A 26309-nucleotide genomic window follows, 5' to 3' on the forward strand; every position below is an offset into this window, starting at 1 on the left:
AAAAGTCCTTACAGAACGCCAGGGGCAAGCGACAAGCAAAAGCACTGCCGAACACCTGCTTCAACTTGCCGCTTGCAGCTTGAAACTTGTCGCTGCCGTCAAAAGTCCTTGCACAGGCGCAGGGCGTCGTAGATCGCGGCATGGGTGTTGCGCTGGGACACGCAATCGCCGATGCGGAACAGCAGGTAGCCGTCGCCCGCTTCGCCCAGGCAAGGCTGCGGCTTGATCGCGAACAGCGCCTCGACGTCGATCTGGCCCTTGTTGCGCGAGCCGTCCTTGAGCCCGTAGTACAGCGCCTCGTCGGGGCGCACGCCGTTCTCCACCACCACCTGGTCCACCACCCGCTCCTCGCGGGCGCCGGTGTATTCGTTCTCCAGTACCGCCACCAGCTTGTCGCCCTCGCGGTAGACCTTCTCCAGGGTCAGGTCCCCGGTCATGATCACTTCCTTGGGGTACAGGCTGCGGTAGTAGGTGGGGAACGAGGTGCCGCCGATGGCGATGCCGGGCTTGATGTCATCGGTGACGATCTCCACCTGCGAGCCCTTGTCGGCCAGGTAGTCGGCGACCGACATCCCGGTGAATTCGCAGATGGTGTCGTACACCAGCACGTTCTTGCCCGGGGCGACCCGGCCATCGAGGATGTCCCAGCTGCTGACCACCAGCCCTGCGGCGGCGCCCCAGTGTTCGTTCTGCTCGATGAACGGATGGCCACCCACCGCCAGCACCACCACGTCGGGGCGCAGGTCGAGGATGGTCGCCGCGTCCGCCGCGGTGCCCAGGCGCAGGTCGACCTTCAGCCGCGCCAGCTCCAGTTGGTACCAGCGGGTGATGCCGGCGATCTGGTCGCGCTGCGGAGCCTTGGAGGCGGTGGTGATCTGTCCGCCGATCGCCTCTTTCTTCTCGAACAGGGTCACGTCGTGGCCACGCTCGGCCGCCACCCGGGCCGCTTCCATGCCCGCAGGGCCGGCGCCGACCACCACCACCTTGCGCTTGGCGCCGGTGGTCTTCTCGATGATGTGCGGCACGCCCATGTATTCACGGGAAGTGGCGGCGTTCTGGATGCACAGCACGTCCAGGCCCTGGTACTGGCGGTCGATGCAGTAGTTGGCACCCACGCACTGCTTGATCTGGTCGATCTGGCCCATCTTGATCTTGGCGATCAGGTGCGGGTCGGCCATGTGTGCGCGGGTCATGCCGACCATGTCGACGTAGCCGCCCTCGAGGATGCGCGTGGCCTGGTTCGGGTCCTTGATGTTCTGCGCGTGCAGCACCGGGACCTTGACCACTTCCTTGATGCCCGCCGCCAGGTGCAGGAACGGCTCCGGCGGGAAGCTCATGTTGGGGATGACGTTGGCCAGGGTGTTGTGGGTGTCGCAACCGGAACCGACCACGCCGAGGAAGTCGAGCATGCCGGTGTCGTCGTAGTACTTGGCGATCTGCTTCATGTCCTCGTGGGACAGGCCGTCGGGGTGGAATTCGTCGCCGCAGATGCGCATGCCGACGCAGAAATCGTCGCCGACCTCGGCGCGCACCGCCTTGAGCACCTCCAGGCCGAAGCGCATGCGCTTCTCGAAGGTGCCGCCCCATTCGTCGGTCCGCTTGTTGACCCGCGGGCTCCAGAACTGGTCGATCATGTGCTGGTGCACCGCCGACAGCTCCACGCCGTCCAGGCCACCTTCCTTGGCGCGACGGGCGGCTTGGGCGTAGTTGCCGATCACCCGCCAGATTTCTTCCACCTCGATGGTCTTGCAGGTGGCGCGGTGCACCGGCTCACGGACCCCGGACGGCGACATCAGGGTCGGCCAGTTGAAGCCGTCCCAGCGCGAGCGCCGGCCCATGTGGGTAATCTGGATCATGATCTTGGCGCCGTGCTTGTGCATGGCGTCGGAGAGGTTCTGGAAGTGCGGGATGATGCGGTCGGTGGACAGGTTCACCGAGCTCCACCATTCCTGGGGGCTGTCGATGGCCACCACCGAGGAGCCACCGCAGATCGCCAGGCCGATGCCGCCCTTGGCCTTTTCCTCGTAGTACTTCACGTAGCGCTCGGTGGTCATGCCGCCGTCGGTGGCGTAGACCTCGGCGTGGGCGGTACTGAGCACGCGGTTGCGGATGGTCAGTTTGCCGATCTGGATCGGCTGGAACATCGCTTCGAAAGCCATTGTCTTGAACTCCGCTTACAACGCTTTGACGACGAACAGGCCGTCGTCGTGCCCTTCTTCGGAACCACCGTAGACTTGCTCTGCCACGGTGCGGATCTTGCTGCCACGGGCCGCCAGGATCTGGTCCATGGCGCCGGCGAACCAGCCGGTGAACATGTAGTCCACCTTGCGCCCGCACTTGCCGTAGACGTAGACGAAGGCCGAGTGCTCGAGCTTGACGCTGGCGGTACCCTGGTCGAGGTCGATGTCCTGGATCTTGAACAGGCCCCAGCCGCGCTGGGAGAGACGCTTCATGTAGTGCTCGAACACCGCCACGCCTTCCAGGCCATGGCATTGGGCTTCTTTCTCGCACCAGTGCCAGGCGGACTTGTAGCCGGCCTTGTAGAGGATCTCGGCATAGGCGTCGGCACCCAGCACTTCCTCGATGCCCATGTGGTTGTTGACGAAGAAATGCCGCGGCACGTACAGCATCGGCAGGGCATCGGACGTCCAGACGCCGGTCTCGCTGTCGACTTCGATGGGCAGTTGCGGGGCGATCTTGGCCATGGAAACTTGACTCCAGAAATTCATTCTTGGCTTGGCAAAGCCTTGGCTTTGCATGGAAAAAATTCGCGTGAATACCGCTGGAGCCGTCGTGAGCACACCGAGAGCAAGGAGTCCCGCAGCGACAGGCGAGGGCAGTACGCATGTACGGCGAGCCTGTCGCGAGGACGCGACGCTGCTATCGGTGGGCGCAGCAAGCTCCGAGGGTGTTCATCACTCGCCCCAGACGTCCTTGAGTACATTCACCCAGTTCTCGCCCATGATCTTGCGCACCACGCGCTCGGAGTGGCCGCGCTTGAGCAGGGTCTGGGTGAGGTTGGGGAATTCGCCCACGGTACGGATGCCCAGCGGGTTGATGATCTTGCCGAAGTTGGTCAGGCGCCGGGCGTAGCCCTTGTCGTGGGTCAGGTACTCGAAGAAGTCCTGGCCGTGGCCCTGGGTGAAGTCGGTGCCGATGCCGATGGCGTCTTCACCGACGATGTTCATGGTGTACTCGATGGCCTCGGCATAGTCGTCGATGGTCGAGTCGATGCCCTTGGCCAGGAATGGCGCGAACATGGTCACGCCGACGAAGCCGCCGTGGTCGGCGATGAACTTCAGTTCGGCATCGGACTTGTTGCGCGGGTGTTCTTTCAGGCCCGAAGGCAGGCAATGGGAGTAGCAGACCGGCTTCTTCGATTCGAGGATGACTTCCTCGCTGGTCTTGGAGCCGACGTGGGACAGGTCGCACATGATGCCGACGCGGTTCATCTCGGCGACGATCTCGCGGCCGAAACCCGACAGCCCGCCGTCGCGCTCGTAGCAGCCGGTGCCCACCAGGTTCTGGGTGTTGTAGCACATCTGCACGATGCCCACGCCCAACTGCTTGAACACGTCCACGTAGGCGATCTGGTCCTCGAAGGCGTGGGCGTTCTGGAAGCCGAAGAGGATGCCGGTCTTGCCCAGTTCCTTGGCCTTGCGGATGTCGGCGGTGGTGCGCACCGGCATCACCAGGTCGCTGTTGTCGCGGATCAGCTTCTGGCTGGCGGCGATCTGGTCGACGGTGGCCTTGAAGCCCTCCCAGACCGACACCGTGCAGTTGGCTGCGGTCAGGCCGCCCTTGCGCATGTCCTCGAACAGTTCGCGGTTCCATTTGGCGATGATCAATCCGTCGATAACGATGCTGTCGGCGTGCAGTTCGGCTGGGCTCATCAGGCTGTCCCCTTTTATCTGGCGATTCCTGCGCCGAATCGTCTGCCGGCGCTTTGGGGCCAGCATATGCCTGAGGACCAGGGCGCCCCGGTGCAAAAACGACAGGGGGTTTGCCGAAAGCGTCAAGCGCCGACGAAGCGCCATGCCAGGCTCCGCGAAAACCGCGCCAGAGCAGACACGAACAGGCGCGAAAGCACAGCCCAGGGGCCTGGATGGGCATTGCCTGCTGGGCCTGGGCGGGAGTTTTCACGCGGCCCGGGGCAGGCTCTGTTCTTTGCTCGAACCTTGGGCCAGAATTCGCCGCTTCAACCAAGGCTTCACCGGATTAGAGGCAGCGCTGCAATGAAGAAACCGATCTTCCTGGCCCTGATACTGCTGGCGAGCGGCGCCCAGGCTGCCGAAGAGGCCGACGGCTCGCCCTGCGACGGCGTGGAAAACGACGTGCAGACCCTGGAGTGCGCGACCTATAACAGGACCACCGCCGAGCAACTGCTCAATGACAACGTGCAGAGCCTGCTGGAACGCCTGGGCACTTTGTATGGCAACGACAAGGCCCAGTTGGGCGACATCACCGCCAAGGTCAAGAACGCCCAGCAGCTGTGGCAGAAGCAGCGCGACGCCGACTGCGCCGTGGAATCCTTCCCGGCCAAGCCCGGCAGCAAGGCCTACAACATCGCCAGCAACGATTGCCTGGCGCGCATGAGCGACGAGCGTTCGGAGTTCATCGAGTCCATCGCCCAGGAGTGATCCCCTGGCGCCGATCCGGGGACGCGCCAGCGTCCCCGCCCCTTCGCGAGCCGCAAGGCTGTGCTTGAATACCCTGTAAAACCTGGACTGCCAGCCTGTTCAACGCAGGGCCAGGGGCTCTTGCCCAGGGATTGGGGGACACCATGGATTTTTCACTGGATCAGCTGCGGATGTTCGTCCAGGCCGCCCGCACCGGCTCGTTCTCGGCCGCCGCGCGCCAGCTGGGCAAGACCCAGTCCACCGTCAGCCTGGCCATCGCCAACCTGGAGGACGACCTGAGGGTGGAGCTGTTCGACCGCAGCACTCGCAGCCCGGCGTTGACCGCCACTGGTCGGAAAATCCTGCTGCAGGCCGAGGCGGTGCTGGAACGCTGCCAGGACCTGCAAGCCAGCGCCGATGGCTTGTCCCAGGAGCCGGAGCCGCAACTGACGCTGGCGATCCAGGCCCCTTGCGGCCCACTGCTGCCGCTGCTGCGCGAGTTCGAGCAGGCTTTCCCCCAGGTTGACCTGCTGCTGCGCCAGCCTCACTCCAGCAGTGCCAGTGAACTGGTAGCCCGGGGTGAGGCAGCACTCGGCCTGGCCCCCTCAGCGCCTGGTTATCCCCAGGCGCTGGAGTTCCAGCAAGTGGGCCGCTTGCACCTGGTGCATGCCTGCCGCCCGGATCATCCCCTGGCGCAGCGCAACCCTCTGAGCGCCGACGACTTGCAGCAGCACCGGCGCCTGTGCGCCTCCAGCCTGCCCAGCCAGCAGCCCCCCAGCAGCGAGTACCTGCGTTGCCTCCAGCTGTGGCAGGTACAAGACCAACACGCACTGCTGGACATGCTGCGTGCCGGGCTCGGCTGGGCCGCCCTGCCCCGGCAACTGGTCCAGCGCGAGCTGGCCAGGGGCGAACTGGTGGAACTGCACCTGGCCGACCCGCTCCATGGCGACTGGCAGGTAGGCGTCGATCTGCTCTGGGCACGCCAAAGCCCCCTGGGCCAGGCCGGTACCTGGCTCAAGGAGCGCCTGCTGCACAGCCGGGTGTACGAAGTGGACCGTCGCGGACCGCCACCCGCCCGCTAGAGAGAGGGGCAACAAAGGGACAAGCTTCTGTCGTGGAGGAAATACAAGTCTCGGCCGCGCCGCGGCATTCGGCATTCGGCATTCGGCATTCGGCATTCGGCATTCGCGCCGACCAGCTGGAGCTGTAAGCTGCGCGCCAGCCAACGACTTTCACAAGGATTCCCCATGAGCATTTGCGGTATCGAGATCAAGGGCAGCGAAGCCATCTTCGCCCTCGCCTCCCTGCAAGGCGGCACGCTTGAACACCAGGCCATCGCCGTGAAGAAGATCGCCCTGGAAGACGACGATGAAGCGGCCAACGTGCGCACCTTCGCCGCCCAGGTGCGGGATTTTGTCCGCGAGCAGGGCATCACCCGGATCGCCATCAAGAAGCGCAGCAAGAAAGGCGAGTTCGCCGGTGGCCCCACCACCTTCAAGATCGAGGGCGTGTTCCAGTTGCTGGAGAATTGCGAGGTGACCCTGCTGTCGCCCCAGACCCTCACCGCCCAGCACAAAAAGCACGGCTACGAGCTGCCGGCGAGCCTCAACAAGTACCAGCACGAGGCCTACAAGGCGGCCTGCGCGGCGCTGCTGAAGAAGTAGTCCGCGTATCTGTAGGAGCGAGCGGGCGGCGATCCGACTGGCCCGCGATGGCGTACGGCCTGACCCTATGGGTTGCCTGCATCACGCGCCCGCTTCGCGCCCACCAATAGGGCAGCTCAGAGCCTGCTCACGGTCTAGCGAGCGACGTTCAGGCCAGGCAAAAATGCCTGAGAAAGCGCAATTCAGGGTCCTGATTGAGCATTTCAAAGCCTTTTTTAACACCCCATGGGCTAAGCGCAGCAGATCGTGGACAGGCTCTCAGGCCTTCTGGCTGTGTTGTCGGTCCTCCCGGGGGCAACGAGTGAACCGCGCGCGGTAGCTGCGGGTGAAGTAGGACGGCGATTCGAAACCGCAGGCGATGCTCACTTCCAGCACGCTCAGGTCGCTCTGGCGCAATAACTGGCGGGCCTTGTCCAGGCGCAGCCCGAGGTAGAAATTGCTCGGCGTGTCGTTGAGGTGCAGGCGGAACAGGCGCTCCAACTGGCGCCGGGTGATTTTCACCGACTCGGCCAGGGCCAGGGTGCTCAGGGGCGGCTCGCTGTGCTGCTCCATCTCGCCGATCACCTGCACCAGTTTCTTGTTGTTGATGCCGTAGCGGCTGGCGACCTCCATGCGCTGGTGGTCCTTGCGCGGACGGATGCGCCCCAGCACGAACTGCTCGCTGACCTGGATCGCCAGCTGCGGGCCGTGGGCCTGGCCGATCAGGTCGAGCATCATGTCGATGGACGCCGTGCCGCCAGCCGAGCTGATGCGCCGGCGGTCGATCTCGAACAGTTCCTGGGTGACGCTCAGCTGTGGATAAGACTCCTTGAAGGCGTCGATCGCTTCCCAGTGCAGGGCCACCCGGTGCCCTTCCAGCAGCCCGGCCTCGGCCAGCACCACGCTACCGGTGTCGATCCCGCCCAGGGTCACCCCTTCCCCATCCAGGCGCCGCAGCCAGTGCTCCAGGGCCGCGCCGAAGGACCGCAGCGGCTCGAACCCGGCCACCACCAGCAAGGTAGCGCCCTTCTTCAACGGCTCCAGCGCGGCATCGGCGTTGACCGACATGCCGTTGCTGGCCAGCACCGCCCCGCCATCCACACTCAACACATGCCAGCGATACAGCCCGCCGCGAAAGCGGTTGGCCACCCGCAAAGGCTCGATGGCCGAGATGAAGCCGATGGCCGAGAACCCCGGCAACAGCAAGAAGTAGAAATCCTGGGACATGGGACGCACTCGGAGGACGGGCGGCGTGGCCATTGTGATACGCCGTTTCCCGGGTGGCTTCAAGACGCGAGGTCGCTGCAGTGCAAGAGCCGGTCGCCGCTGTGCGTTTTCGCAACCCGCCAGCTGCGTAACGTGGCATCACCGGCGCACGAAGACGCCGGGCCCACAATAACGACCTGCCGAGGAAACCCTCATGAAACGACTGATCAGCCGTTGCGTCCTGGCTCTTAGCGGTACCCTCCTGTTCAGCTCCGGAACCATGGCCGCCGATGCCGCCAGTTGCCAGAACGTGCGCCTGGGCGTGGTCAACTGGACCGACGTGATCGCCACCAGCGCCATGGCCCAGGTCCTGCTCGACGGCCTCGGCTACAAGACCAAGCAGACCAGCGCCTCGCAGCAGATCATCTTCGCCGGCATCCGCGACCAGCGCCTGGACCTGTTCCTGGGCTACTGGAACCCGCTGATGACCCAGACCATCACCCCGTTCGTCGAGGCCGGCCAGGTCAAGGTCCTCGACCAGCCCAGCCTGAAAGACGCCCGCGCCACCCTCGCCGTCCCCACTTACCTGGCGGACAAAGGCCTGAAGAGCTTCGCCGACATCGTCCGCTTCGAGAAGGAACTGGGCGGCAAGATCTACGGCATCGAGCCCGGTTCCGGTGCCAATACCCAGATCAAGGCGATGATCGCCAAGAACCAGTTCGGCCTCGGCAAGTTCCAGCTGGTGGAGTCCAGCGAGGCCGGCATGCTCGCCGCGGTGGACCGCGCGGTACGGCGCAAGGAGGCGGTGGTGTTCTTCGGTTGGGCGCCGCACCCGATGAACGTCAACGTGCAGATGACCTACCTCTCCGGCAGCGACAACGCCCTGGGGCCCGATGAAGGCCGGGCCACGGTCTGGACGGTCACGGCCCCCAGCTACGCCCAGCAGTGCCCCAATGTCAGCCGGCTGCTGGCCAACCTGACCTTCAGCGCCGAGGACGAGAGCCGCATGATGCAGCCGCTGCTGGACCACAAGGACGCCCTGGAGTCCGCCAGGCAGTGGCTCAAGGATCACCCGCAAGACCAGCAGCGCTGGCTCGACGGGGTGACCACCTTCGACGGCAAGCCGGCCATCGAGCACCTGCAACTGACCCGCCAATGACCTGAAGACCTGTGCCGTCGCGCCGCCCGCCAGGGCCGCGTACGGCAGCGCCACGCCCCCAGCAAACACGCCTGTAAGGAATTGCACCATGAACCACGACGTCATCATCACTTGCGCACTCACCGGGGCCGGCGATACCACCGCCAAGAGTCCCCATGTACCCATCACCCCCAAGCAGATCGCCGCCGCCGCGGTAGAAGCCGCCAAGGCCGGGGCCACCGTGGTCCACTGCCACGTCCGCGATCCGCAGACCGGCAAGTTCAGCCGCGATGTGGCGCTGTACCGCGAAGTCATGGAGCGCATCCGCGAGGCCGACATCGACATCATCGTCAACCTCACCGCCGGCATGGGCGGCGACCTGGAAATCGGCCCGGGGGAACGCCCCACCGAGTTCGGCCCCAATACCGACCTGGTCGGCCCGTTGGCACGCCTGGCCCACGTCGAGGCGCTGCTGCCGGAGATCTGCACCCTGGACTGCGGCACCCTGAATTTCGGCGACGGCGACACCATCTACGTCTCGACCCCGGCCCAGCTGCGGGCCGGGGCCCGGCGCATCCAGGAACTGGGGGTGAAGGCCGAGCTGGAGATCTTCGATACCGGCCACCTGTGGTTCGCCAAGCAGATGATCAAGGAAGGCCTGCTGGACGACCCGCTGTTCCAGCTGTGCCTGGGCATTCCCTGGGGCGCCCCGGCCGATACCACCACCATGAAGGCCATGGTCGACAACCTGCCGCCGGACGTGGTCTGGGCCGGCTTCGGCATCGGCCGCATGCAGATGCCGATGGCCGCCCAGGCTGTGTTGCTCGGCGGCAACGTGCGAGTCGGCCTGGAAGACAACCTGTGGCTGGACAAGGGCGTGCTGGCGACCAACGGCCAGTTGGTGGAGCGCGCCAGCGAGATCCTCAGCCGTCTGGGAGCACGGGTCCTGACTCCGGCCGAGGGCCGCCGGAAGATGGGCCTGAATAAGCGCGGATAACCACACCGGCCTTGTACAAGGCTGCGCACGGCGGCAACGCAGCCGCCACGACAGCAACCATGGGTTACCTGGCGCACCGCGCCGTCCGCCTTCACGACGGCTACGTCGCCGGACGCAGCCTCGCAGGCTCGGCAGCGGCTACAGATACCTCCATTTTTTGACCATCAGGACATTGCCATGCGTTTTATCACCGACATCAAGACCTTCGCTGCCCTGGGCAGTGGCGTGATCGGCAGCGGCTGGGTAGCCCGCGCCCTGGCCCATGGCCTGGACGTAGTGGCCTGGGACCCGGCTCCAGGCGCCGAGGCAGCGTTGCGCCAGCGGGTGGCCAATGCCTGGGGCGCACTGCAGAAGAACGGCTTGGCGCCCGGTGCCTCCCAGGACCGCCTGCGTTTCGTGGCGAGCATCGAGGAATGCGTGCGTGACGCGGACTTCATCCAGGAAAGCGCCCCGGAACGCCTGGAACTCAAGCTGGAGCTGCACAGCAAGATCAGTGCGGCGGCCAAGCCCGATGCGCTGATCGGTTCCAGCACCTCGGGGCTGCTGCCCAGCGAATTCTACGAAGGCTCGACCCACCCGGAACGCTGCGTGGTGGGCCACCCATTCAACCCGGTGTACCTGCTGCCGCTGGTGGAGGTGGTGGGCGGCAAGCGCACCGCGCCAGAGGCCGTGCAAGCGGCGATCCAGGTCTACCAATCCCTGGGCATGCGCCCGTTGCACGTGCGCAAGGAGGTCCCGGGGTTCATCGCCGACCGCCTGCTCGAGGCCCTGTGGCGCGAAGCCCTGCACCTGGTCAACGACGGGGTGGCAAGCACCGGCGAGATCGACGATGCGATCCGCTTCGGCGCCGGCCTGCGCTGGTCATTCATGGGCACCTTTCTCACCTACACCCTGGCGGGCGGGGATGCCGGCATGCGCCACTTCATGGCCCAGTTCGGCCCGGCGCTGCAACTGCCCTGGACCTACCTGCCGGCCCCGGAGCTGACCGACAAGCTGATCGACGACGTGGTCGAAGGCACTGCCGAGCAGTTGGGCACGCACAGCATCGCCGCCCTGGAGCGCTATCGCGACGACTGCCTGCTGGCGGTGCTGGAGGCGGTGAAGGACACCAAGACCAGGCACGGCATGAGTTTCAGCGAATAACGCCTCCTGCAAGCCACTGCCGGGCGCCTTGGAGCCTTCGGCAGCGGCCCCGGGATTCCACTGCCCCTGCCCGAGCCCCTGCCATGCCTGCACTGACTACCTACAACACCCGCATCAGCGCCGACTGGGTCGACTACAACGGCCACTTGCGCGACGCCTTCTACCTGCTGATTTTCAGCTACGCCACCGATGCCCTGATGGACTGCCTGGGGCTGGACAGCGACAACCGCGAAGCCAGCGGTCACTCGCTGTTCACCCTGGAGCTGCACCTGAATTACCTGCACGAGGTGAAGCTCGACACCGAGGTGCAAGTACGCACCCAGATCATCGGCCACGACCACAAGCGCCTGCACCTGTACCACAGCCTGCACCAGGTCGGTGATGCCCGGGAGCTGGCCGGCAACGAACAGATGCTGCTCCACGTCGACCTCGCCGGGCCGCATTCGGCGCCGTTCACCGACGCCGTGCGGCAACGGCTTGCGGCCCTGCAAGCCGCACAGGCGGACCTGCCACCTCCGGCCTGGATCGGCCGGGTGATCGGCCTGCCCGCGCAGAAGTAACCCCCAACCCGAAAAGGAGATCGCCGTGCACACCGCCGCCTTTGCCGACTACCGCAGCTATCCGTTGATCAGCCCGCTGGCCACCGTCCAGGCCTTGCCGGACCAGGTCCTGGTGCAGTGGGCCGACGGTCGCTGGAGCCCCTTCCACCACCCCTGGCTGCGGGACAACTGCTCCTGCCCCCAATGCGTCTATCCGGTGACCCGCGAGCAGGTGCTGGAGATCCTCGATGTGCCCGAGGACCTGGCGTGCTCCAGCGCGCAAATCGACCACCAGGGTTGCCTGCAAGTGATCTGGCAGGACGGCCACCAGAGCCGTTTCGACCCAGGCTGGTTGCGGGCCCACGCCTATGACCCGCAGTCGCGGGAGGAGCGCCGCGTGGCCAGGGCCCACAGCCGGTTATGGGACAACAGCCTGCAACTGCCGGTCTTCGAATACCAGGCGGTGATGGACGATCCCCAGGCGTTGTTGCAATGGCTGTTGGCGGTGCGCGATATCGGCCTGACCCAGGTCCGGGGAGCACCGACCGAACCCGGGGCGCTGGCAGCGATCGCCCGGCGGATCTCGTTCATCCGTGAAAGCAACTTCGGCGTGCTGTTCAACGTGCAATCCAAGGCCGATGCCGACAGCAATGCCTACACCGCCTTCAACCTGCCGCTGCACAGCGACCTGCCCACTCGTGAGCTGCAACCGGGCTTGCAGTTCCTGCACTGCCTGGTGAACGACGCGGCGGGCGGCGAGAGCATCTTCGTCGACGGTTTCGCCATCGCCGATGCCCTGCGCCGGGAAGACCCCGAGGCGTTTCGCACCCTGTGCGAAATCCCCGTGGAATTTCGCAACAAGGATCGCCACAGCGACTATCGCTGCCTGGCGCCGATCATCGCCCTGGACGCCCTGGGCCAGGTGGCGGAGATCCGCATGGCCAACTTCCTGCGCGGCCCCTTCGATGCAGCGCCAGAACAGATGCCCCGCCTGTACCACGCCTATCGAAGCCTGATCGCCCTGACCCGCCAGGCGCGCTTTCGCCTGGTGCGGCGCCTGGAACCGGGGCAGCTGTGGTGCTTCGACAATCGACGCACCCTGCATGCGCGCAATGCTTTCGACCCGGCCAGTGGCGCTCGGCACTTCCAGGGCTGCTACATCGACCGTGACGAACTGCTGTCCAGGATCCTGGTGCTGCAACGCTGAGCGGCCAACGCTCAGGGACGGTCGATCAGTTCGACCTTGGCGACCTTCTGCAACTTGTCCTGGAGCAACTCGACGTACTTGGGGTTCACCTCCTCATCCACGAGCTGGTAAAGCTCGGCGCCCACGCCGGTGAAGTTGATGAAGGCCAGGGTCGACTTGTTCTTCAACACTTCAACCCGCAGGGACTTCGAGTAGAGGTCGAAATCCAGCACGGTGGCCGCTGGCAGATCGGAAATGCACAGTTCCTTGGCATGGATCAGGCCCAGTGCCTGGAGTGCGAGCCGGTCTGTAAGGGGAATGCCACAGCGGTGCAATTCCAGGTCTTGAAAATCGATGTCTGCCAGGGCATTGAACCAGCGCAGCTTGCGTCGGCCATTGACCAGGACCACCGGGGCACTGCCCTTGCCCAGCTTGCTGGCGATCGCGCACAACTTGCGAAAAGCGTTCGCTTCGGCGGCGGTCATGCTCTTGAGAACGTCCATCGCACGCACGGAAAAACTGCCCGGATTGCCCACTTCCAGGGACAGGATCCTGGCCCACAGCGCCTGCATCTGCTGCGAGGAGATCTTCTGCGCACGCTCGACGAAGTCGGTCAGCCAATCCTGGTCGACACTTTGCTCGTCCGCCGACTCGGGAGGGTTTTCCAGGGCCTGGGCAAAGATCCGCTCGAGGTTTTCCTGCTTCAACAGCTCCTGGTGCAACCTGCGCTTGGCGCTGCGCCGGGCCAGCTCTTCCTCATGCTGGAGCATCACCGAACGGCGCTGGTGGTCCGCCGCCAGCAACGCCTCTTCACGCTGGATTTCCGCTTCGGTCCTGGCCTGGCCCAGCTTCAGCACGCTATAGGCCTGGGCATCGGCATCACGACGCAGGCCGATGGGCCGGTACAGGTGGCCGCAGCCGTTGGAAATCGTCTCGATCAGTTTGTTCAGTACCTTGTCCGACACTGGCGCTTCCTCATCCATGGGCAATCTCGCGAAAGTTGAACCAGGCGCACTATCGCATAACCGCCAAGCGCATAAAAAAGCCCCGATCAAGCCGTGACAGGATCGAGGCAGGGACTACTGCTGAGGAGCTGCGGTGAGAAGGTGACCAAACCGTTCTGCCGTTAGCTGGCTCCAGTCTGCCCACTCTGCCCGGGCGCCGATTAGCCGAATGCGACCTGCCCATAGGTAAAAGGGCCATCGCGGACGCTTCAAGGCCCCTCGGTGTACAGCACTACCCTCACATGGAAGTAACCGATCTTGTCCCAGTCTTCCCGGCGGTTATAGGGCGTTTCTTCGGAACCCATGCCCAGCTCGTAGCGGCGGCCGCTGGCCAGGCTCCGATAGGAGCTGGAGCCCTGGGTCTCCCAGCCACAGCAGACGAACTTCAAGTCGCTCATGTCCCCGGTGAGGCGCTGCAGGTAACGCTCCACTGCGTGGGCATGCCGGCCTTCGACTCGGTAGGCGGCGATCAACGGCGCGCCCTGCTCCTGGGGCACGGACTCACAACCGACAAACTCGAGGACCTTAGGAGGATCGGCGTCGGCCCGCAGAAAGTCGGCACACTCTGGGCCCGCCCAGGCCCCACTGGAAAACCCCCATGCCAGGGCCCCTGCTAGCAGCACTTTCATCGATTCCTGCTCCATGGTTTGCGGATCGGCGGCCACCCGTCGGCCGCTGGTGCAGGATACCTGTGGTCGACGTTTGCAGTGACGGTTTCTGCGACCTGGCGGCGAGGCATTCAGGCAAGTCCACGGGGCCGACTTAGCCGAAAACGACCTGTTCATAGGTAAACGGGCCATCGCGACAATCTACCCTTGCCGCCACCCGGACGCCCTACCAGAATCGGCTGGCGACCCCACTCCCTGAACAAGGACAAGCGCCATGATGCATGCGGATTTGATTGACCAGGACGACCTGCTGGGGCAACTCCGGGCCCTGGGTTTCGAGATGCCCGCAGGCGCCAGTGCCGAGCAGGCCTGCGAATGTGCGGTTCGGGGGCTGAGCGATGCCCGGGCCAAGGCCCTCAAGGGCATGGTCGAGCAGATGCTCACCGGCAACGCGACCATTCTTCCTGCCGTGCGCCAGGCCATCGATCGCCAGTTGCTGCCGGCCCTGGCCGAGTACCAACAGCAAAAACGCGCCTGAATCGCCCCGGGGCCGTGGGCCGGTTGCTAGAGTACGCACCTCTTTGTACTGCACAGGCAACCGCCCATGATCCGTATCCTGCCCGGCCAAGCCGCCGATCCCGGCCATTGGCTGCAATTGCGCCTGGGCCTGTGGCCCCATTGCCCACCCGAGGAACACCGGGAAGAAATCCGCCAGATGCTCGCCGAGCCCGCACGCTACGGCTGCTGGCTGGCCCAGGCCGCCGACGGTGAAACGCTGGGCCTGGCCGAGGCGTCGTTGCGCCACGACTACGTCAATGGCACCGACAGCTCGCCGGTGGTGTTTCTGGAAGGTATCTACGTCGCTCCCGAGCATCGGCGCCAGGGCACGGCCCAGCGCCTGATCGAACAGGTCAGTCAATGGGGACGGCAGCAGGGCTGCGTGGAAATCGCCTCGGACGCCAGCCTGGACAACCTGGTCAGCCACGCCCTGCACCGCGCGCTCGGCTTCGAGGAAACCGAGCGCGTGGTGTATTTCAAGAAGGCGCTGTGACCGGGGCGGCCTGCGACCGCGCCTAGAGACGCACGCTGGCGAAGGTCGACTCGTTGCGCGCCTGGCTCAGGGCCGACAGTGGCCCGGACAGTGGCGCCAGGACCATGGCCTGGGGCAGCGGCATCATCGCCACCTGCTGGGTGGTGTTGGAGCCGATGCGCTCGTCCCGTGGCGGAATGCCGAAATACTCGCGGTAGCACTTGGAGAAGTGCGGGGTGGAGACGAAACCACAGACCGAGGCCACTTCGATGATCGACATCGGCGTCTGCTTGAGCAGTTGCCGGGCGCGGATCAAGCGCAGCTTGAGGTAGTAGCGCGATGGCGAGCAGTGCAGGTACTTCTGGAACAGGCGCTCCAGTTGCCGGCGCGATACCGCGACGTACACCGCCAGTTCGTCGAGGTCGATCGGCTCCTCCAAGTTGGCTTCCATCAGCGCGACGATTTCCTGCAGCTTGGGCTGGTTGGTGCCGAGCATGTGCTTGAGCGGCACGCGCTGGTGGTCCTGCTCGTTGCGGATGCGCTCGTAGACGAACATCTCCGAGATCGCCGCCGACAGCTCGCGGCCGTGGTCGCGGCTGATCAGGTGCAGCATCATGTCCAGCGGCGCGGTGCCGCCGGAGCTGGTGAAGCGGTTGCGATCGAGGGTGAACAGGCGGGTGCTCATGGCCACCCGGGGGAAGGCTTCCTGCATCGCCGCCAGGCATTCCCAGTGCACGCTGCAATCGAAGCCGTCCAGCAGGCCGGCGCAGGCCAGGGCCCAGCTGCCGGTGCACACCGCGCCGAGGCGCCGGGACTGGCGGGCCTGGCTCTGCAGCCAGGACACATGTTCGCGAGTGACGGTGCGCTGGATGCCGATGCCGCCGCAGACGATCACGGTATCCAGGCTGGGAGCCTTGTGCATGGAGGCGTCGGGAGTGATTTGCAGGCCATCACTGGCCCAGACCTGGCCGCCATCGACGCTGAGGGTGGTCCAGCGATACAGCTCGCGACCGGACAGTTGGTTGGCCATGCGCAGTGGTTCGACTGCGGAGGCCAGGGAAATCAGCGTGAAATTATCCAGCAGCAAGAAACCGATGGATTGAGGCGCACGGTTCTGGGGTTGGGCCCCGGAGTTGAACGACGTCATCGCGATATCTCCTCACACAAAGCGGGTGATGGCCTCAGGCGGAGGCTCTTTTTATTGGTGCCCGTCCCTCGATGGAAACCGGCTTGGTCATCACAGAGCAATTGCCATGCCTAAAGTTGAATGGGCATTCAATAACTCCTGAAAACGACGTCGCGACGCGTCTATATAGCCCTTGTCTAAGTGCGGATAAGCAGTGCGCGGGGGAAGGCCGGCGGATGCCGACCGAGGACGGTGAGCAGTTAGGTAGCACTCGTAGAGCCGTCGCGCGTGCAGGCCACAGCCGAGTGTCACTCAAAGCGCAACGGGCCGACGAACGGGAATGTCCGCCGGCGCCATGGGCCACTTGTCTAATCACGACGCGCTAAAAGGTGGCGTCCTCCCGCGCCGATGGGCCGTTTGCGCGCAGCGGCTGGCGGCTCAGCACTCCACGGCGCTGACCGCCAGGCCGCCGCGGGAGGTTTCCTTGTACTTGTCGTGCATGTCGGCGCCGGTATCGCGCATGGTGCGGATCACCCGGTCCAGGGAAATGAAGTGCTGGCCATCGCCCCGCAGGGCCATCTGCGCGGCATTGATCGCCTTCACCGCGGCGATCGCGTTGCGCTCGATGCAGGGCACCTGCACCAGCCCGCCCACCGGGTCGCAGGTCAGGCCGAGGTTGTGCTCCAGGCCGATCTCGGCGGCGTTGCACAACTGCTCGGGGCTGGCGCCGAGAATCTCCGCCAGGCCTGCCGCCGCCATGGCACAGGCTGAGCCGACCTCGCCCTGGCAACCGACCTCGGCACCGGAGATGGAGGCGTTCTTCTTGCACAGGATGCCGATGGCCGCCGCACCGAGGAAGAAGTCCACCACGTTGGCGTCGGTCACCTCCTCGCTGAACTTCATGAAGTAGTGCAGCACCGCCGGGATGATCCCCGCCGCACCATTGGTGGGCGCAGTGACCATGCGTCCGCCGGCGGCGTTCTCTTCGTTGACCGCCAGGGCATAGAGGTTGACCCACTCCATGGCGCTCAGGGTCGAGCCGATCACATTGGGCTTGTTCAACTCCTGCAGGCTGCGGTGCAGCTTGGCCGCCCGGCGCCGTACATTGAGTCCGCCCGGCAACGTGCCTTCGTGCTTGAGGCCTTGTTCCACGCAGTCCTGCATGGCCCGCCAGAGCGCCATCAACCCGCTGCGGATTTCTTCCTCCGAGCGCCAGGTCTTCTCGTTGGCCAGCATCAGCTCGGCCACCCGCAGGTTGTGCCTGCGGCACAGTTCGAGCAGCTCTACCGCGCTGGAGAAATCATAGGGCAGTTCGCTGCGGTCCAGGTCCGCCACACCGCTGTCGGCCTGGGCCTGGTCGACGACGAAACCGCCGCCCACCGAATAATAAGTGTCGCGATGCAGTTCCCCGCCCTCGCCTTCGGCCACCAGGGTCATGGCATTGGGATGGAACGGCAGGTTCTGCTCCAGCAGGAGCATGTCCCGGGACCAGACGAACGGCAGCGGCAGGCGCCCGTCCAGCAGCAAGGTGGACGTTTCCCGCAGCAAGTCGATGCGGGTGCCGATCAGCGACGGGTCGATTGCGTCCGGCCATTCGCCCATCAGGCCCATGATCACCGCGTTATCGCTGCCATGGCCGATGCCGGTGGCCGACAACGACCCGTACAGCCGTACCTCGATCCGCCGCACCTGCTCCAGCTGCTGCCGTTGGCCCAGGGCCTGGACGAACAGCGCGGCGGCGCGCATGGGGCCGACGGTATGGGAACTGGACGGGCCGATACCGATTTTGAACAGGTCGAACACACTGATAGCCATGCCTGGATAACTCCTCGATGAGCACAGTCCGGGCGCCGAAAACGCCCACTGACGGAGCTGCTACGCTCAAGCTGCAATCCGCCGAGAAGGGCGCATCATCGGGCTTTTGCCGGGTTTGCCGACGTCTGACACCGACTCGCTCATGCCCACCAACGCCGCCAGGCGCCAGGGTCGGATTCGGGCGTTTTTGCCGCCCGGACGCAGGAAAAACTGCGCAAAAACGCTGGATGCGACCTCACCGACACTGGATGCGACCCTCCCTGTACTGGATACGACGCACCCGGTAGGCGACAGATTTTCACTGGTACATGATCAGTCTCGACTCGATTGCAAGGCACGGTGGTAGAGCTGTTCCCGACACACCAACCGCCACACTCAATAAGCGCGGTCCGAACGCCGCCAAGAAGAACATCCAGGAGTCCCCCCTCTATGAAAGGTTCCCCCTCGTTGTTGCTGGCCGCCATGCTGAGTCTGCCGTTCCTGGCACAGGCCGCAGAACCGGCGCAATGCAGTACCGTGAACTTCTCCGATGTCGGCTGGACCGATATCACCGTGACCACCGCCACCACCAGCGTCGTGCTCAACGCCCTGGGCTACAAGACCAAGACCACGATGATTTCCGTGCCGGTGACCTACAAGTCCCTGGCCGACGGCAAGAACATGGACGTATTCCTCGGCAACTGGATGCCGACCATGGAAAACGACATCAAGCAGTATCGCGATGCCGGCACCGTGGAGACCGTGCGCGCCAACCTGGAGAACGCCAAGTACACCCTGGCGGTGCCCCAGGCGCTGTATGACAAGGGCCTCAAGGACTTCGCCGACATCGCCAAGTTCAAGACCGAGCTGGACGGCAAGATCTACGGCATCGAGCCGGGTAACGACGGCAACCGCACCATCCAGAGCATGATCGACAAGAACGCCTTCGGCCTGAAGGACGCCGGCTTCAAGGTGGTCGAGTCCAGCGAGGCGGGCATGCTGAGCCAGGTCGAGCGCGCCCAGCGCCGCGATACCGCGGTGGTGTTCCTGGGCTGGGAACCGCACCCGATGAACACCCGCTTCAAGATGAAATACCTGACCGGTGGCGATGAGTTCTTCGGTCCCAACTTCGGCCAGGCGACCATCTACACCAACACCCGCAAGGGCTATGTCCAGGAGTGCAGCAATGTCGGGCAACTGCTGAAGAACCTGTCGTTCACCCTGAACATGGAAAGCACCCTGATGGGCAACGTGCTGGACGACAAGATGAAGCCTGACGCGGCCGCCAAGGCCTGGCTCAAGAAAAACCCCGAGGTACTCGACACCTGGCTCGCCGGCGTGACCACCATCGATGGCAAACCAGGCCTGGAGGCCGTCAAAGCCAAGCTTGCCCAGTAAGTCGCTGACGCCGGGCGGGCTGGCCCGCCCGGGCTGTTTTTCCATTGCATGCGGACGTTCATTACCATGCTCACTGATCAGAAAATCCCCCTGGGCCAGTACATCGCGGCCTTCGTCGAGTGGCTGACGAAACACGGCGCCAGCATCTTCGATGCGATCGCCACCACCCTTGAGGCCATGATTCACGGCGTGACCTTCGCGCTGACCTGGTTCAACCCCCTGGCCCTGATCGGCCTGATTGCCCTGCTGGCGCACATGATCCAGCGCAAATGGGGCCTGACCGTATTCGTCGTGCTGTCCTTCCTGCTGATCCTCAACCTGGGGTACTGGCAAGAAACCATGGAGACCCTGGCCCAGGTGACTTTCGCCACCCTGGTCTGCGTGGTCATCGGCGTGCCGCTGGGCATCCTCGCCGCGCACAAGCCGATGTTCTACACCGCCATGCGCCCGGTGCTGGACCTGATGCAAACCGTGCCGACCTTCGTCTACCTGATCCCGACCCTGACCCTGTTCGGCCTGGGCGTGGTCCCGGGGCTGATTTCCACCGTGGTGTTCGCCATCGCCGCGCCGATCCGCCTCACCTACCTGGGCATCTGCGACGTGCCGCAAGAGCTGCTGGATGCCGGCAAGGCCTTTGGCTGTTCGCGGCGCCAGTTGCTGACCCGGATCGAACTGCCCCACGCGATGCCGAGCATCGCCGCCGGCGTGACCCAGTGCATCATGCTGTCGTTGTCGATGGTGGTGATCGCGGCCCTGGTGGGCGCCGACGGCCTGGGCAAACCCGTGGTCAACGCACTGAACACCGCCGATATCTCCCTGGGCTTCGAAGCGGGCCTGGCGATCGTGTTGCTGGCAATCATGCTCGACCGTATCTGCAAGCAGCCGGAACTGCCGGCAAGGGGTGAGGCATGAGCATCATTCGTTTCGAAGACGTCGACGTCATCTTCTCCAACAAGCCGCGCGAGGCCCTGGCACTACTGGACAAGGGCCAGACCCGCGAGCAGATCCTCAAGCAGACCGGCCTGGTGGTCGGCGTGGAAAAGGCCAACCTGGACATCAACAAGGGCGAGATCTGCGTGCTGATGGGCCTGTCCGGCTCGGGCAAGTCGAGCCTGCTGCGCTGCATCAACGGCCTCAATACCGTGAGCCGCGGCAAATTGTTCGTCGAACACGAAGGCAAGCACATCGATATCGCCCACTGCACTCCGGCGGAATTGAAGATGATGCGCACCAAGCGCATCGCCATGGTGTTCCAGAAGTTCGCCCTGATGCCCTGGCTGACGGTGCGCGAGAACATCAGCTTCGGCCTGGAGATGCAGGGCCGCCCCGAGAAGGAGCGGCGCAAGCTGGTGGACGAGAAGCTGGAGCTGGTGGGCCTGACCCAGTGGCGCAACAAGAAGCCGGACGAGCTGTCCGGTGGCATGCAGCAGCGCGTGGGCCTGGCCCGTGCCCTGGCCATGGACGCCGACATCCTGCTGATGGACGAGCCCTTCTCGGCCCTCGACCCGCTGATTCGCCAGGGCCTGCAGGACGAGTTGCTGGAGCTGCAGCGCAAGCTGAACAAGACCATCGTGTTCGTCAGCCACGACCTGGACGAAGCCCTGAAACTGGGCAGCCGCATCGCCATCATGAAGGACGGGCGGATCATCCAGTACAGCAAGCCCGAAGAGATCGTGCTCAACCCGGCAGATGACTACGTGCGCACCTTCGTCGCCCATACCAACCCGTTGAACGTACTGTGCGGGCGCAGCCTGATGCGCAGCCTGGACAACTGCAAGCGGGTCAACGGCTCGGTGTGCCTGGACCCGGGTGGCGACTCCTGGCTGGACCTGGCCGAGGGCAACACCATCAAGGGCGCCCGGCGCAACGGCTCGCAACTGGACCTGCAGAACTGGGTGCCGGGGCAATCGGTGGAAGAGCTGGGCCGGCGCCCGACCCTGGTGGATTCCAGTATCGGCATGCGCGAGGCCCTGCAGATCCGCTACCAGACCGGCAACAAGCTGGTGCTCCACGATAACCACAAGGTGGTGGGGATCCTCGGCGACAGCGAGCTCTACCACGCGCTGCTCGGCAAGAACCTGGGCTGATGGCCGCAAACGAAAACGCCGCGACTCAGGTCGCGGCGTTGTCGTTTGAGCGGGAATAGAGGGTGTGGCTTGCACCTGTTGCAGGAGCGGATGTAGCGGTGCGCCACACATCGCTTCGCGGGCGACGCGGTACCCGGTGAGCCCGGGCCCGCGTCTACTTCAGGACTTAGCTGTAGACCCGGCCCAGGAGTTGCCGATGGCTTTCGAACTGATCGAGCACGTCACGGGTGATCTGCTCCTGGGTGAAACCCATCAGGTCGTACTCCTGGCTGCCGTTGTGCAGGTAGACCTCGGCACGGTAGTAGCGTGCACGCTCTTCCGGCGCATCGGCCGATTCGCTCGGCGCCGCCAGGTAACCGTCCAGGCTCACCTCATAGACGAAAGGGTTGCCCTCTTCCATCTCGATCCGTACACCCATGCAGCGCTTGGACTTGCCCAGCAGGGTCTGCACATCCAGCCCCTGGTTGCGCAACTGGGTCGCGGCCTCTTCCAGCGCCGGGGTCACGTGCTTGTCCATGAAGCGCTGGACCACTGCCTGGGTCGGCTGCAGGTCCAGTTGGGTCAGGCGCTCGCTGAAACCGCGACGGCCGCGGGCCGCCAGTTCCGCTTGTTCCTGCTCGACCCGGGTGTCCTGGGCCATGGCCTTGTACAGGCCGAACATGAAGCACACCAGCACCACCGAGAACGGCAGGCCAGCCAGCACCACCATGGTCTGCATGGCCTGGAAGTTACCGGCGAACAGCAGGCCGACGGTCACCAGGGTGATCACGACCGACCAGAAGATCCGCAGCCAGTGCGGGGCGTCTTCGTCGACGTTGCCGCCCTTGCAGGACAGGTTGGCCATCATCACCGCGCCGGAGTCGGCCGGGGTCAGGAACAACACGAAGCCCACGAAGATCGACACACCGATGACGATCTTCGACGCCGGGTAATGCTCGAGCAACTGGTAGATGGCCATGGACGGCTGTTCCAGGGCGGTCTTGCCCAGTTCCACCGCGCCCTGGTTGAGCACCAGGTCCAGGGCCGAGTTGCCGAAGATCGACAGCCAGGCCAGGGTGAAGCCCAGCGGGATCAGCAGTACGCCAGCCACCAGCTCGCGCACGGTGCGGCCACGGGAAATACGAGCGATGAACATGCCCACGAAAGGTGCCCAGGAAATCCACCAGGCCCAGTAGAACAGGGTCCACAGGCCCAGCCAGCGATCGGACTTGGCGCTGTCGCCTTCATACACATAGAGGTCGAACGTCTTGAGCACCACGCCGTTGAGGTAGTCGCCGATGTTCTGCACGAAGCCGTTGAGCAGGTGCAGGGTCGGGCCGAACAGCAGGACGAAGATCAGCAAGCCGCTGAACAGCACGATGTTCAGGTTGGACAGGCGGCGAATGCCGTTCTCCACCCCGGACACTGCGGCGATGGTGGCCACCGTGCTCATGACGATGATCACGATCAGCAGGTTGGTGTTGCTGTGCTCCATGCCGAACAGGTTTTCCAGGCCGGACGATACCTGCATCGAGCCGATGCCCAGGTTGGTCACCAGGCCCAGCAGGGTCACGAACATGCCGAAACCGTCCACCGCGTGGCCGGCCGCGCCCTTGACCCAGCGCTCGCCCACCAGCGGGTACAGCGCCGAACGCAGGGCCAGTGGCTGGTTATGCCGGTAGGCGAAGTACGCCACCGCCAGGCCCACCAGGGCATAGATCGCCCAGCCGTGCAGGCCCCAGTGCAGGAACGTCAGTTGCAGCGCCTGGCGCGCGGCCTGGTTGCTGGCTGGCACGCCTTCGGGCGGATTGAAGTAGTGGTCCAGGGGCTCGGACGCACCGAAGTACAGCAGCGAGATGCCGATGCCGGACGAGAACAGCATCCCGGCCCAGGCGCCATAGCTGAAGTCCGGGGTGTCTTGCTTGGTCCCCAGCTTGAGCTTGCCGTAGGAAGAGAACGCCAGGCCCACCACGAACACCAGGTAGGCGGCGATCACCAGCATGTAGTACCAGCCGAAACTGCGGGACAACCATGCCTGGGCAACGTCCAGCATTTTGCCGGCCTCTTGCGGGGCGATGATCAGGATCGCAGTCAACAACAGGATCAGCGCGGTCGAGGTGTAGAACACCCAACCGTTGACCCGCACCTTTTCCGGCGGGGTCTTTATAAGAGAGGCAGAACTCATTGCACAGATGCTCCAGGCAGTGCGAGAGAAGGACACAAGGCAACACGGCACCCGACCAATCGGTTAGTTGGCAGCCGATCGTCGGGTGATATAAAGACACCCCGAAAAAAGCCCGGACCCACGGCGGCTGCGTTGCGAACCAGCGTCCCCGGCCTCGACTCGAACCGCTGGTTCGGCGTCAGGCCTGAAGCGTCTTGCCCATTCAACACGTCCGTCCTTACCGGTTCACGCCATGCCATCCCTGGGGTGCGGTCTTTTTCGGAGGTCGTTTTCCGCCGTCTACATGCGGGAAGAATCCGTAGGCAGCGACGATTTGTCGCAGATCTTATTCTTTGTTGATTGAACGTTCAATCAAAACAAAATAGACTGGCCCGCAAGCCGACAGCCGTCATGCGTCTGCCGGCGGGCCTAAGGAGAGGTAGCAGATGCCCAAGGTCGGTATGCAACCCATACGCCGCCAGCAGTTGATCGAAGCCACGCTACAAGCGGTCGATCAGGTCGGGATGGGGGACGCCAGCATTGCGCTGATCGCCCGTTTGGCCGGAGTGTCGAACGGCATCATCAGTCACTACTTTCGGGACAAGAACGGCCTGATCGCAGCGACGATGGGTTACATCATGAGCATGCTCAACGAAGGCGTCAGAGCACGCCGCCAGGCCCTGACGGACGACAGTCCGCGCGCTCATCTGAAGGTGATCATCGAGGGCAACTTCGATGCCAGCCAGGTGAACGGCCCGGCAATGAAAACCTGGTTGGCCTTCTGGGCTTCCAGCATGCACCAGCCCGATTTGCACAGGTTGCAGCGGATCAACGACCACCGCTTGTATTCCAACCTGTGCTGCCAGTTCCGCCGCGTCCTGCCGCTCTACCATGCGCGCAAGGCAGCCCGCGGCCTGGCGGCCTTGATCGACGGCTTGTGGCTGCGTGGCGCCCTGTCGGGTGATGCATTCGACACCGACCAGGCGATACGGATTGCTTACGAATACATGGATCTACAACTGGCTAAGCAGGAGCGCTAGAGCACAACCAAGACGCTCGGCCTCTGCACGCCACTGATCAGCGCGCCCGAATCCAAGGGCACGCTCGGTGGCCAAGCCCATAACTCAATGCACTTGCGAGGACACTATGGCCCGTTTTGAACTGCAAAAACTCTACATCGACGGCGGCTACACCGATGCCGGCAGCGACGCCACCTTCGATGCCATCAACCCGGCCAACGGTGAAGTTCTCGCACAAGTGCAACGTGCGACCAAGGAAGACGTGGAACGCGCCGTGGTCAGCGCCGAAAAAGGTCAGAAGATCTGGGCCGCCATGACCGCCATGGAGCGTTCGCGCATCCTGCGTCGCGCCGTGGACATCCTGCGTGAGCGCAACGACGAGCTGGCCGCCCTGGAAACCCTGGATACCGGCAAGGCCTACTCCGAAACCAAGTACGTCGACATCGTCACCGGCGCCGACGTGCTGGAATACTACGCAGGCCTGGTACCGGCCATCGAAGGCGAGCAGATCCCGCTGCGCGACACTTCCTTCGTCTACACCCGCCGCGAGCCACTGGGCGTGGTCGCCGGTATCGGCGCCTGGAACTACCCGATCCAGATCGCCCTGTGGAAATCCGCCCCGGCCCTGGCCGCTGGCAACGCGATGATCTTCAAGCCCAGCGAAGTGACTTCGCTGACCACCCTGAAACTGGCCGAGATCTACACCGAGGCTGGCGTACCGGCTGGCGTGTTCAACGTCCTGACCGGCAGCGGCCGTGAAGTCGGCACCTGGCTGACCGAGCACCCGCGCATCGAGAAAGTCTCCTTCACCGGCGGCACCGACACCGGCAAGAAAGTCATGGCCAGCGCTTCGAGCTCCTCGCTCAAGGAAGTGACCATGGAACTGGGCGGCAAGTCGCCGCTGATCATCTGCGACGACGCCGACCTGGATCGCGCCGCCGACACCGCGATGATGGCCAACTTCTACAGCTCGGGCCAGGTTTGCACCAACGGCACTCGCGTGTTCGTACCGAGCCATCTGAAGGCTGCTTTCGAAGCCAAGATCGCCGAACGCGTTGCCCGCATCCGCGTCGGTAACCCAGAGAACGAGAACACCAACTTCGGTCCGCTGGTGAGCTTCGCCCACATGGAGAACGTGCTGGGCTACATCGCCAAGGGCAAGGAAGAAGGTGCCCGCGTACTGTGCGGCGGCGAGCGCCTGACCGATGGCGAATTCGCCAAGGGCGCCTTCGTGGCACCAACCGTGTTCACCGACTGCACCGACGACATGACCATCGTCCGTGAAGAAATCTTCGGCCCAGTGATGAGCATCCTCACCTACGAGACCGAAGAAGAAGTGATCCGTCGTGCCAACGACACCGACTTCGGCCTGGCCGCCGGTATCGTCACCCGCGATCTGAACCGCGCCCACCGCATCATCCACCAGCTCGAAGCCGGTATCTGCTGGATCAACGCCTGGGGCGAGTCCGACGCCAAGATGCCAGTCGGCGGCTACAAGCAGTCGGGTGTGGGCCGTGAGAACGGCATCAGCTCGCTGAACAACTTCACCCGCATCAAGTCGGTGCAGGTCGAGCTGGGCGACTACAGCTCAGTATTCTGAGCAGCGGCAAGTAGCTAGCTATCAGCGGC

24 protein-coding genes are annotated in these 26309 nt (G+C 64.3%); 15 read left to right on the plus strand and 9 right to left on the minus strand.

Annotated features, from left to right (window positions below; genetic code table 11):
* Positions 1–98 precede the first annotated feature (98 nt).
* The 3 genes from dgcA to C4K40_RS29045 all read right to left on the minus strand — a co-directional run bounded on the left by dgcA (position 99) and on the right by C4K40_RS29045 (position 3893).
* A complete protein-coding gene (dgcA, locus tag C4K40_RS29035; RefSeq protein ID WP_053134061.1) occupies positions 99–2159 on the minus strand; it encodes a dimethylglycine demethylation protein DgcA in 2061 nt (686 codons plus the stop codon).
* Positions 2160–2174: 15 nt separating this feature from the next.
* On the minus strand, positions 2175–2705 hold the full coding sequence (locus C4K40_RS29040; protein WP_022641515.1) for a DUF5943 domain-containing protein: 531 nt from the start codon (positions 2703–2705) through the stop codon (positions 2175–2177).
* A 210-nt stretch (positions 2706–2915) separates the two neighbouring features.
* Positions 2916–3893, minus strand: coding sequence for a dipeptidase (locus tag C4K40_RS29045; protein ID WP_022641516.1), 978 nt, complete (start codon positions 3891–3893; stop codon positions 2916–2918).
* A 342-nt stretch (positions 3894–4235) separates the two neighbouring features.
* Here C4K40_RS29045 and C4K40_RS29055 point away from each other — a divergent pair, with 342 nt between their 5' ends.
* The 3 genes from C4K40_RS29055 (at position 4236) to C4K40_RS29065 (ending at position 6283) form a co-directional block, all read left to right on the plus strand.
* A complete protein-coding gene (locus tag C4K40_RS29055; RefSeq protein ID WP_022641517.1) occupies positions 4236–4640 on the plus strand; it encodes a lysozyme inhibitor LprI family protein in 405 nt (134 codons plus the stop codon).
* A 143-nt stretch (positions 4641–4783) separates the two neighbouring features.
* On the plus strand, positions 4784–5701 hold the full coding sequence (locus C4K40_RS29060; RefSeq protein WP_053134058.1) for a LysR family transcriptional regulator: 918 nt from the start codon (positions 4784–4786) through the stop codon (positions 5699–5701).
* Positions 5702–5866: 165 nt separating this feature from the next.
* On the plus strand, positions 5867–6283 hold the full coding sequence (locus tag C4K40_RS29065; protein WP_022641519.1) for a DUF3010 family protein: 417 nt from the start codon (positions 5867–5869) through the stop codon (positions 6281–6283).
* 258 nt (positions 6284–6541) lie between these two features.
* Here the strand turns inward: C4K40_RS29065 and C4K40_RS29070 are convergent, their stop codons facing one another.
* Positions 6542–7489, minus strand: a complete 948-nt coding sequence (locus C4K40_RS29070; protein ID WP_022641520.1) for a GlxA family transcriptional regulator — start codon at positions 7487–7489, stop codon at positions 6542–6544.
* A gap of 193 nt (positions 7490–7682) precedes the next feature.
* On the opposite strand from C4K40_RS29070, the gene C4K40_RS29075 reads away from it, so the two are divergent.
* The 5 genes from C4K40_RS29075 (at position 7683) to C4K40_RS29095 (ending at position 12492) form a co-directional block, all read left to right on the plus strand.
* A complete protein-coding gene (locus C4K40_RS29075) occupies positions 7683–8627 on the plus strand; it encodes a choline ABC transporter substrate-binding protein (protein WP_053134055.1) in 945 nt (314 codons plus the stop codon).
* Between the two features lie 88 nt (positions 8628–8715).
* On the plus strand, positions 8716–9603 hold the full coding sequence (locus C4K40_RS29080) for a 3-keto-5-aminohexanoate cleavage protein (RefSeq protein WP_022641521.1): 888 nt from the start codon (positions 8716–8718) through the stop codon (positions 9601–9603).
* Positions 9604–9780: 177 nt separating this feature from the next.
* Positions 9781–10746, plus strand: a complete 966-nt coding sequence (locus C4K40_RS29085) for an L-carnitine dehydrogenase (RefSeq protein WP_053134052.1) — start codon at positions 9781–9783, stop codon at positions 10744–10746.
* Positions 10747–10829: 83 nt separating this feature from the next.
* Positions 10830–11306, plus strand: a complete 477-nt coding sequence (locus C4K40_RS29090; RefSeq protein ID WP_053134048.1) for a thioesterase family protein — start codon at positions 10830–10832, stop codon at positions 11304–11306.
* 25 nt (positions 11307–11331) lie between these two features.
* Positions 11332–12492 (plus strand): gamma-butyrobetaine dioxygenase, encoded by a 1161-nt coding sequence (locus C4K40_RS29095; protein ID WP_053134045.1) that lies wholly within the window; start codon positions 11332–11334, stop codon positions 12490–12492.
* Positions 12493–12503: 11 nt separating this feature from the next.
* Here C4K40_RS29095 and C4K40_RS29100 read toward each other — a convergent pair whose 3' ends face one another.
* Together C4K40_RS29100 and C4K40_RS29105 are read right to left on the minus strand one after the other, a co-directional pair.
* On the minus strand, positions 12504–13454 hold the full coding sequence (locus C4K40_RS29100) for a TIGR03899 family protein (protein ID WP_083456932.1): 951 nt from the start codon (positions 13452–13454) through the stop codon (positions 12504–12506).
* Positions 13455–13684: 230 nt separating this feature from the next.
* Positions 13685–14104: a DUF4952 domain-containing protein gene (locus tag C4K40_RS29105; RefSeq protein WP_053134042.1), complete on the minus strand. Its 420-nt coding sequence runs from the start codon at positions 14102–14104 to the stop codon at positions 13685–13687.
* A 253-nt stretch (positions 14105–14357) separates the two neighbouring features.
* Between C4K40_RS29105 and C4K40_RS29110 the strand changes: the two genes are divergently transcribed.
* Positions 14358–14621, plus strand: a complete 264-nt coding sequence (locus C4K40_RS29110) for a hypothetical protein (RefSeq protein ID WP_015637320.1) — start codon at positions 14358–14360, stop codon at positions 14619–14621.
* A 66-nt stretch (positions 14622–14687) separates the two neighbouring features.
* Entirely contained in the window at positions 14688–15134 is a 447-nt protein-coding gene (gene aac(6'), locus C4K40_RS29115; protein WP_022641527.1) for an aminoglycoside 6'-N-acetyltransferase, read from the plus strand.
* Positions 15135–15156: 22 nt separating this feature from the next.
* On the opposite strand, the gene C4K40_RS29120 is transcribed toward aac(6'), so the two are convergent.
* Entirely contained in the window at positions 15157–16260 is a 1104-nt protein-coding gene (locus tag C4K40_RS29120; RefSeq protein WP_022641528.1) for a GlxA family transcriptional regulator, read from the minus strand.
* Positions 16261–16677: 417 nt separating this feature from the next.
* Positions 16678–18054 (minus strand): L-serine ammonia-lyase, encoded by a 1377-nt coding sequence (locus tag C4K40_RS29125; protein ID WP_053134039.1) that lies wholly within the window; start codon positions 18052–18054, stop codon positions 16678–16680.
* Positions 18055–18483: 429 nt separating this feature from the next.
* On the opposite strand from C4K40_RS29125, the gene C4K40_RS29130 reads away from it, so the two are divergent.
* The 3 genes from C4K40_RS29130 to choV all read left to right on the plus strand — a co-directional run bounded on the left by C4K40_RS29130 (position 18484) and on the right by choV (position 21518).
* Positions 18484–19431: a choline ABC transporter substrate-binding protein gene (locus tag C4K40_RS29130; protein WP_022641531.1), complete on the plus strand. Its 948-nt coding sequence runs from the start codon at positions 18484–18486 to the stop codon at positions 19429–19431.
* Between the two features lie 66 nt (positions 19432–19497).
* On the plus strand, positions 19498–20343 hold the full coding sequence (gene choW / locus C4K40_RS29135; RefSeq protein WP_022641532.1) for a choline ABC transporter permease subunit: 846 nt from the start codon (positions 19498–19500) through the stop codon (positions 20341–20343).
* Positions 20340–21518 (plus strand): choline ABC transporter ATP-binding protein, encoded by a 1179-nt coding sequence (gene choV / locus C4K40_RS29140; RefSeq protein ID WP_053134036.1) that lies wholly within the window; start codon positions 20340–20342, stop codon positions 21516–21518. The genes choW and choV overlap by 4 nt, the downstream gene beginning before the upstream one ends.
* Before the next feature lie 166 nt (positions 21519–21684).
* Here choV and betT read toward each other — a convergent pair whose 3' ends face one another.
* Complete coding sequence (gene betT / locus C4K40_RS29145; RefSeq protein ID WP_031320648.1) at positions 21685–23682, minus strand: choline BCCT transporter BetT; 1998 nt, start codon at positions 23680–23682, stop codon at positions 21685–21687.
* 425 nt (positions 23683–24107) lie between these two features.
* Between betT and betI the strand changes: the two genes are divergently transcribed.
* Positions 24108–24701, plus strand: coding sequence for a transcriptional regulator BetI (gene betI, locus C4K40_RS29155; protein WP_022641535.1), 594 nt, complete (start codon positions 24108–24110; stop codon positions 24699–24701).
* A 106-nt stretch (positions 24702–24807) separates the two neighbouring features.
* A complete protein-coding gene (gene betB / locus C4K40_RS29160; protein ID WP_022641536.1) occupies positions 24808–26280 on the plus strand; it encodes a betaine-aldehyde dehydrogenase in 1473 nt (490 codons plus the stop codon).
* Positions 26281–26309 lie beyond the last annotated feature (29 nt).

This window comes from Pseudomonas sp. CMR5c (assembly GCF_003850545.1).
In the GTDB taxonomy this organism is placed as follows: domain Bacteria; phylum Pseudomonadota; class Gammaproteobacteria; order Pseudomonadales; family Pseudomonadaceae; genus Aquipseudomonas; species Aquipseudomonas piscis.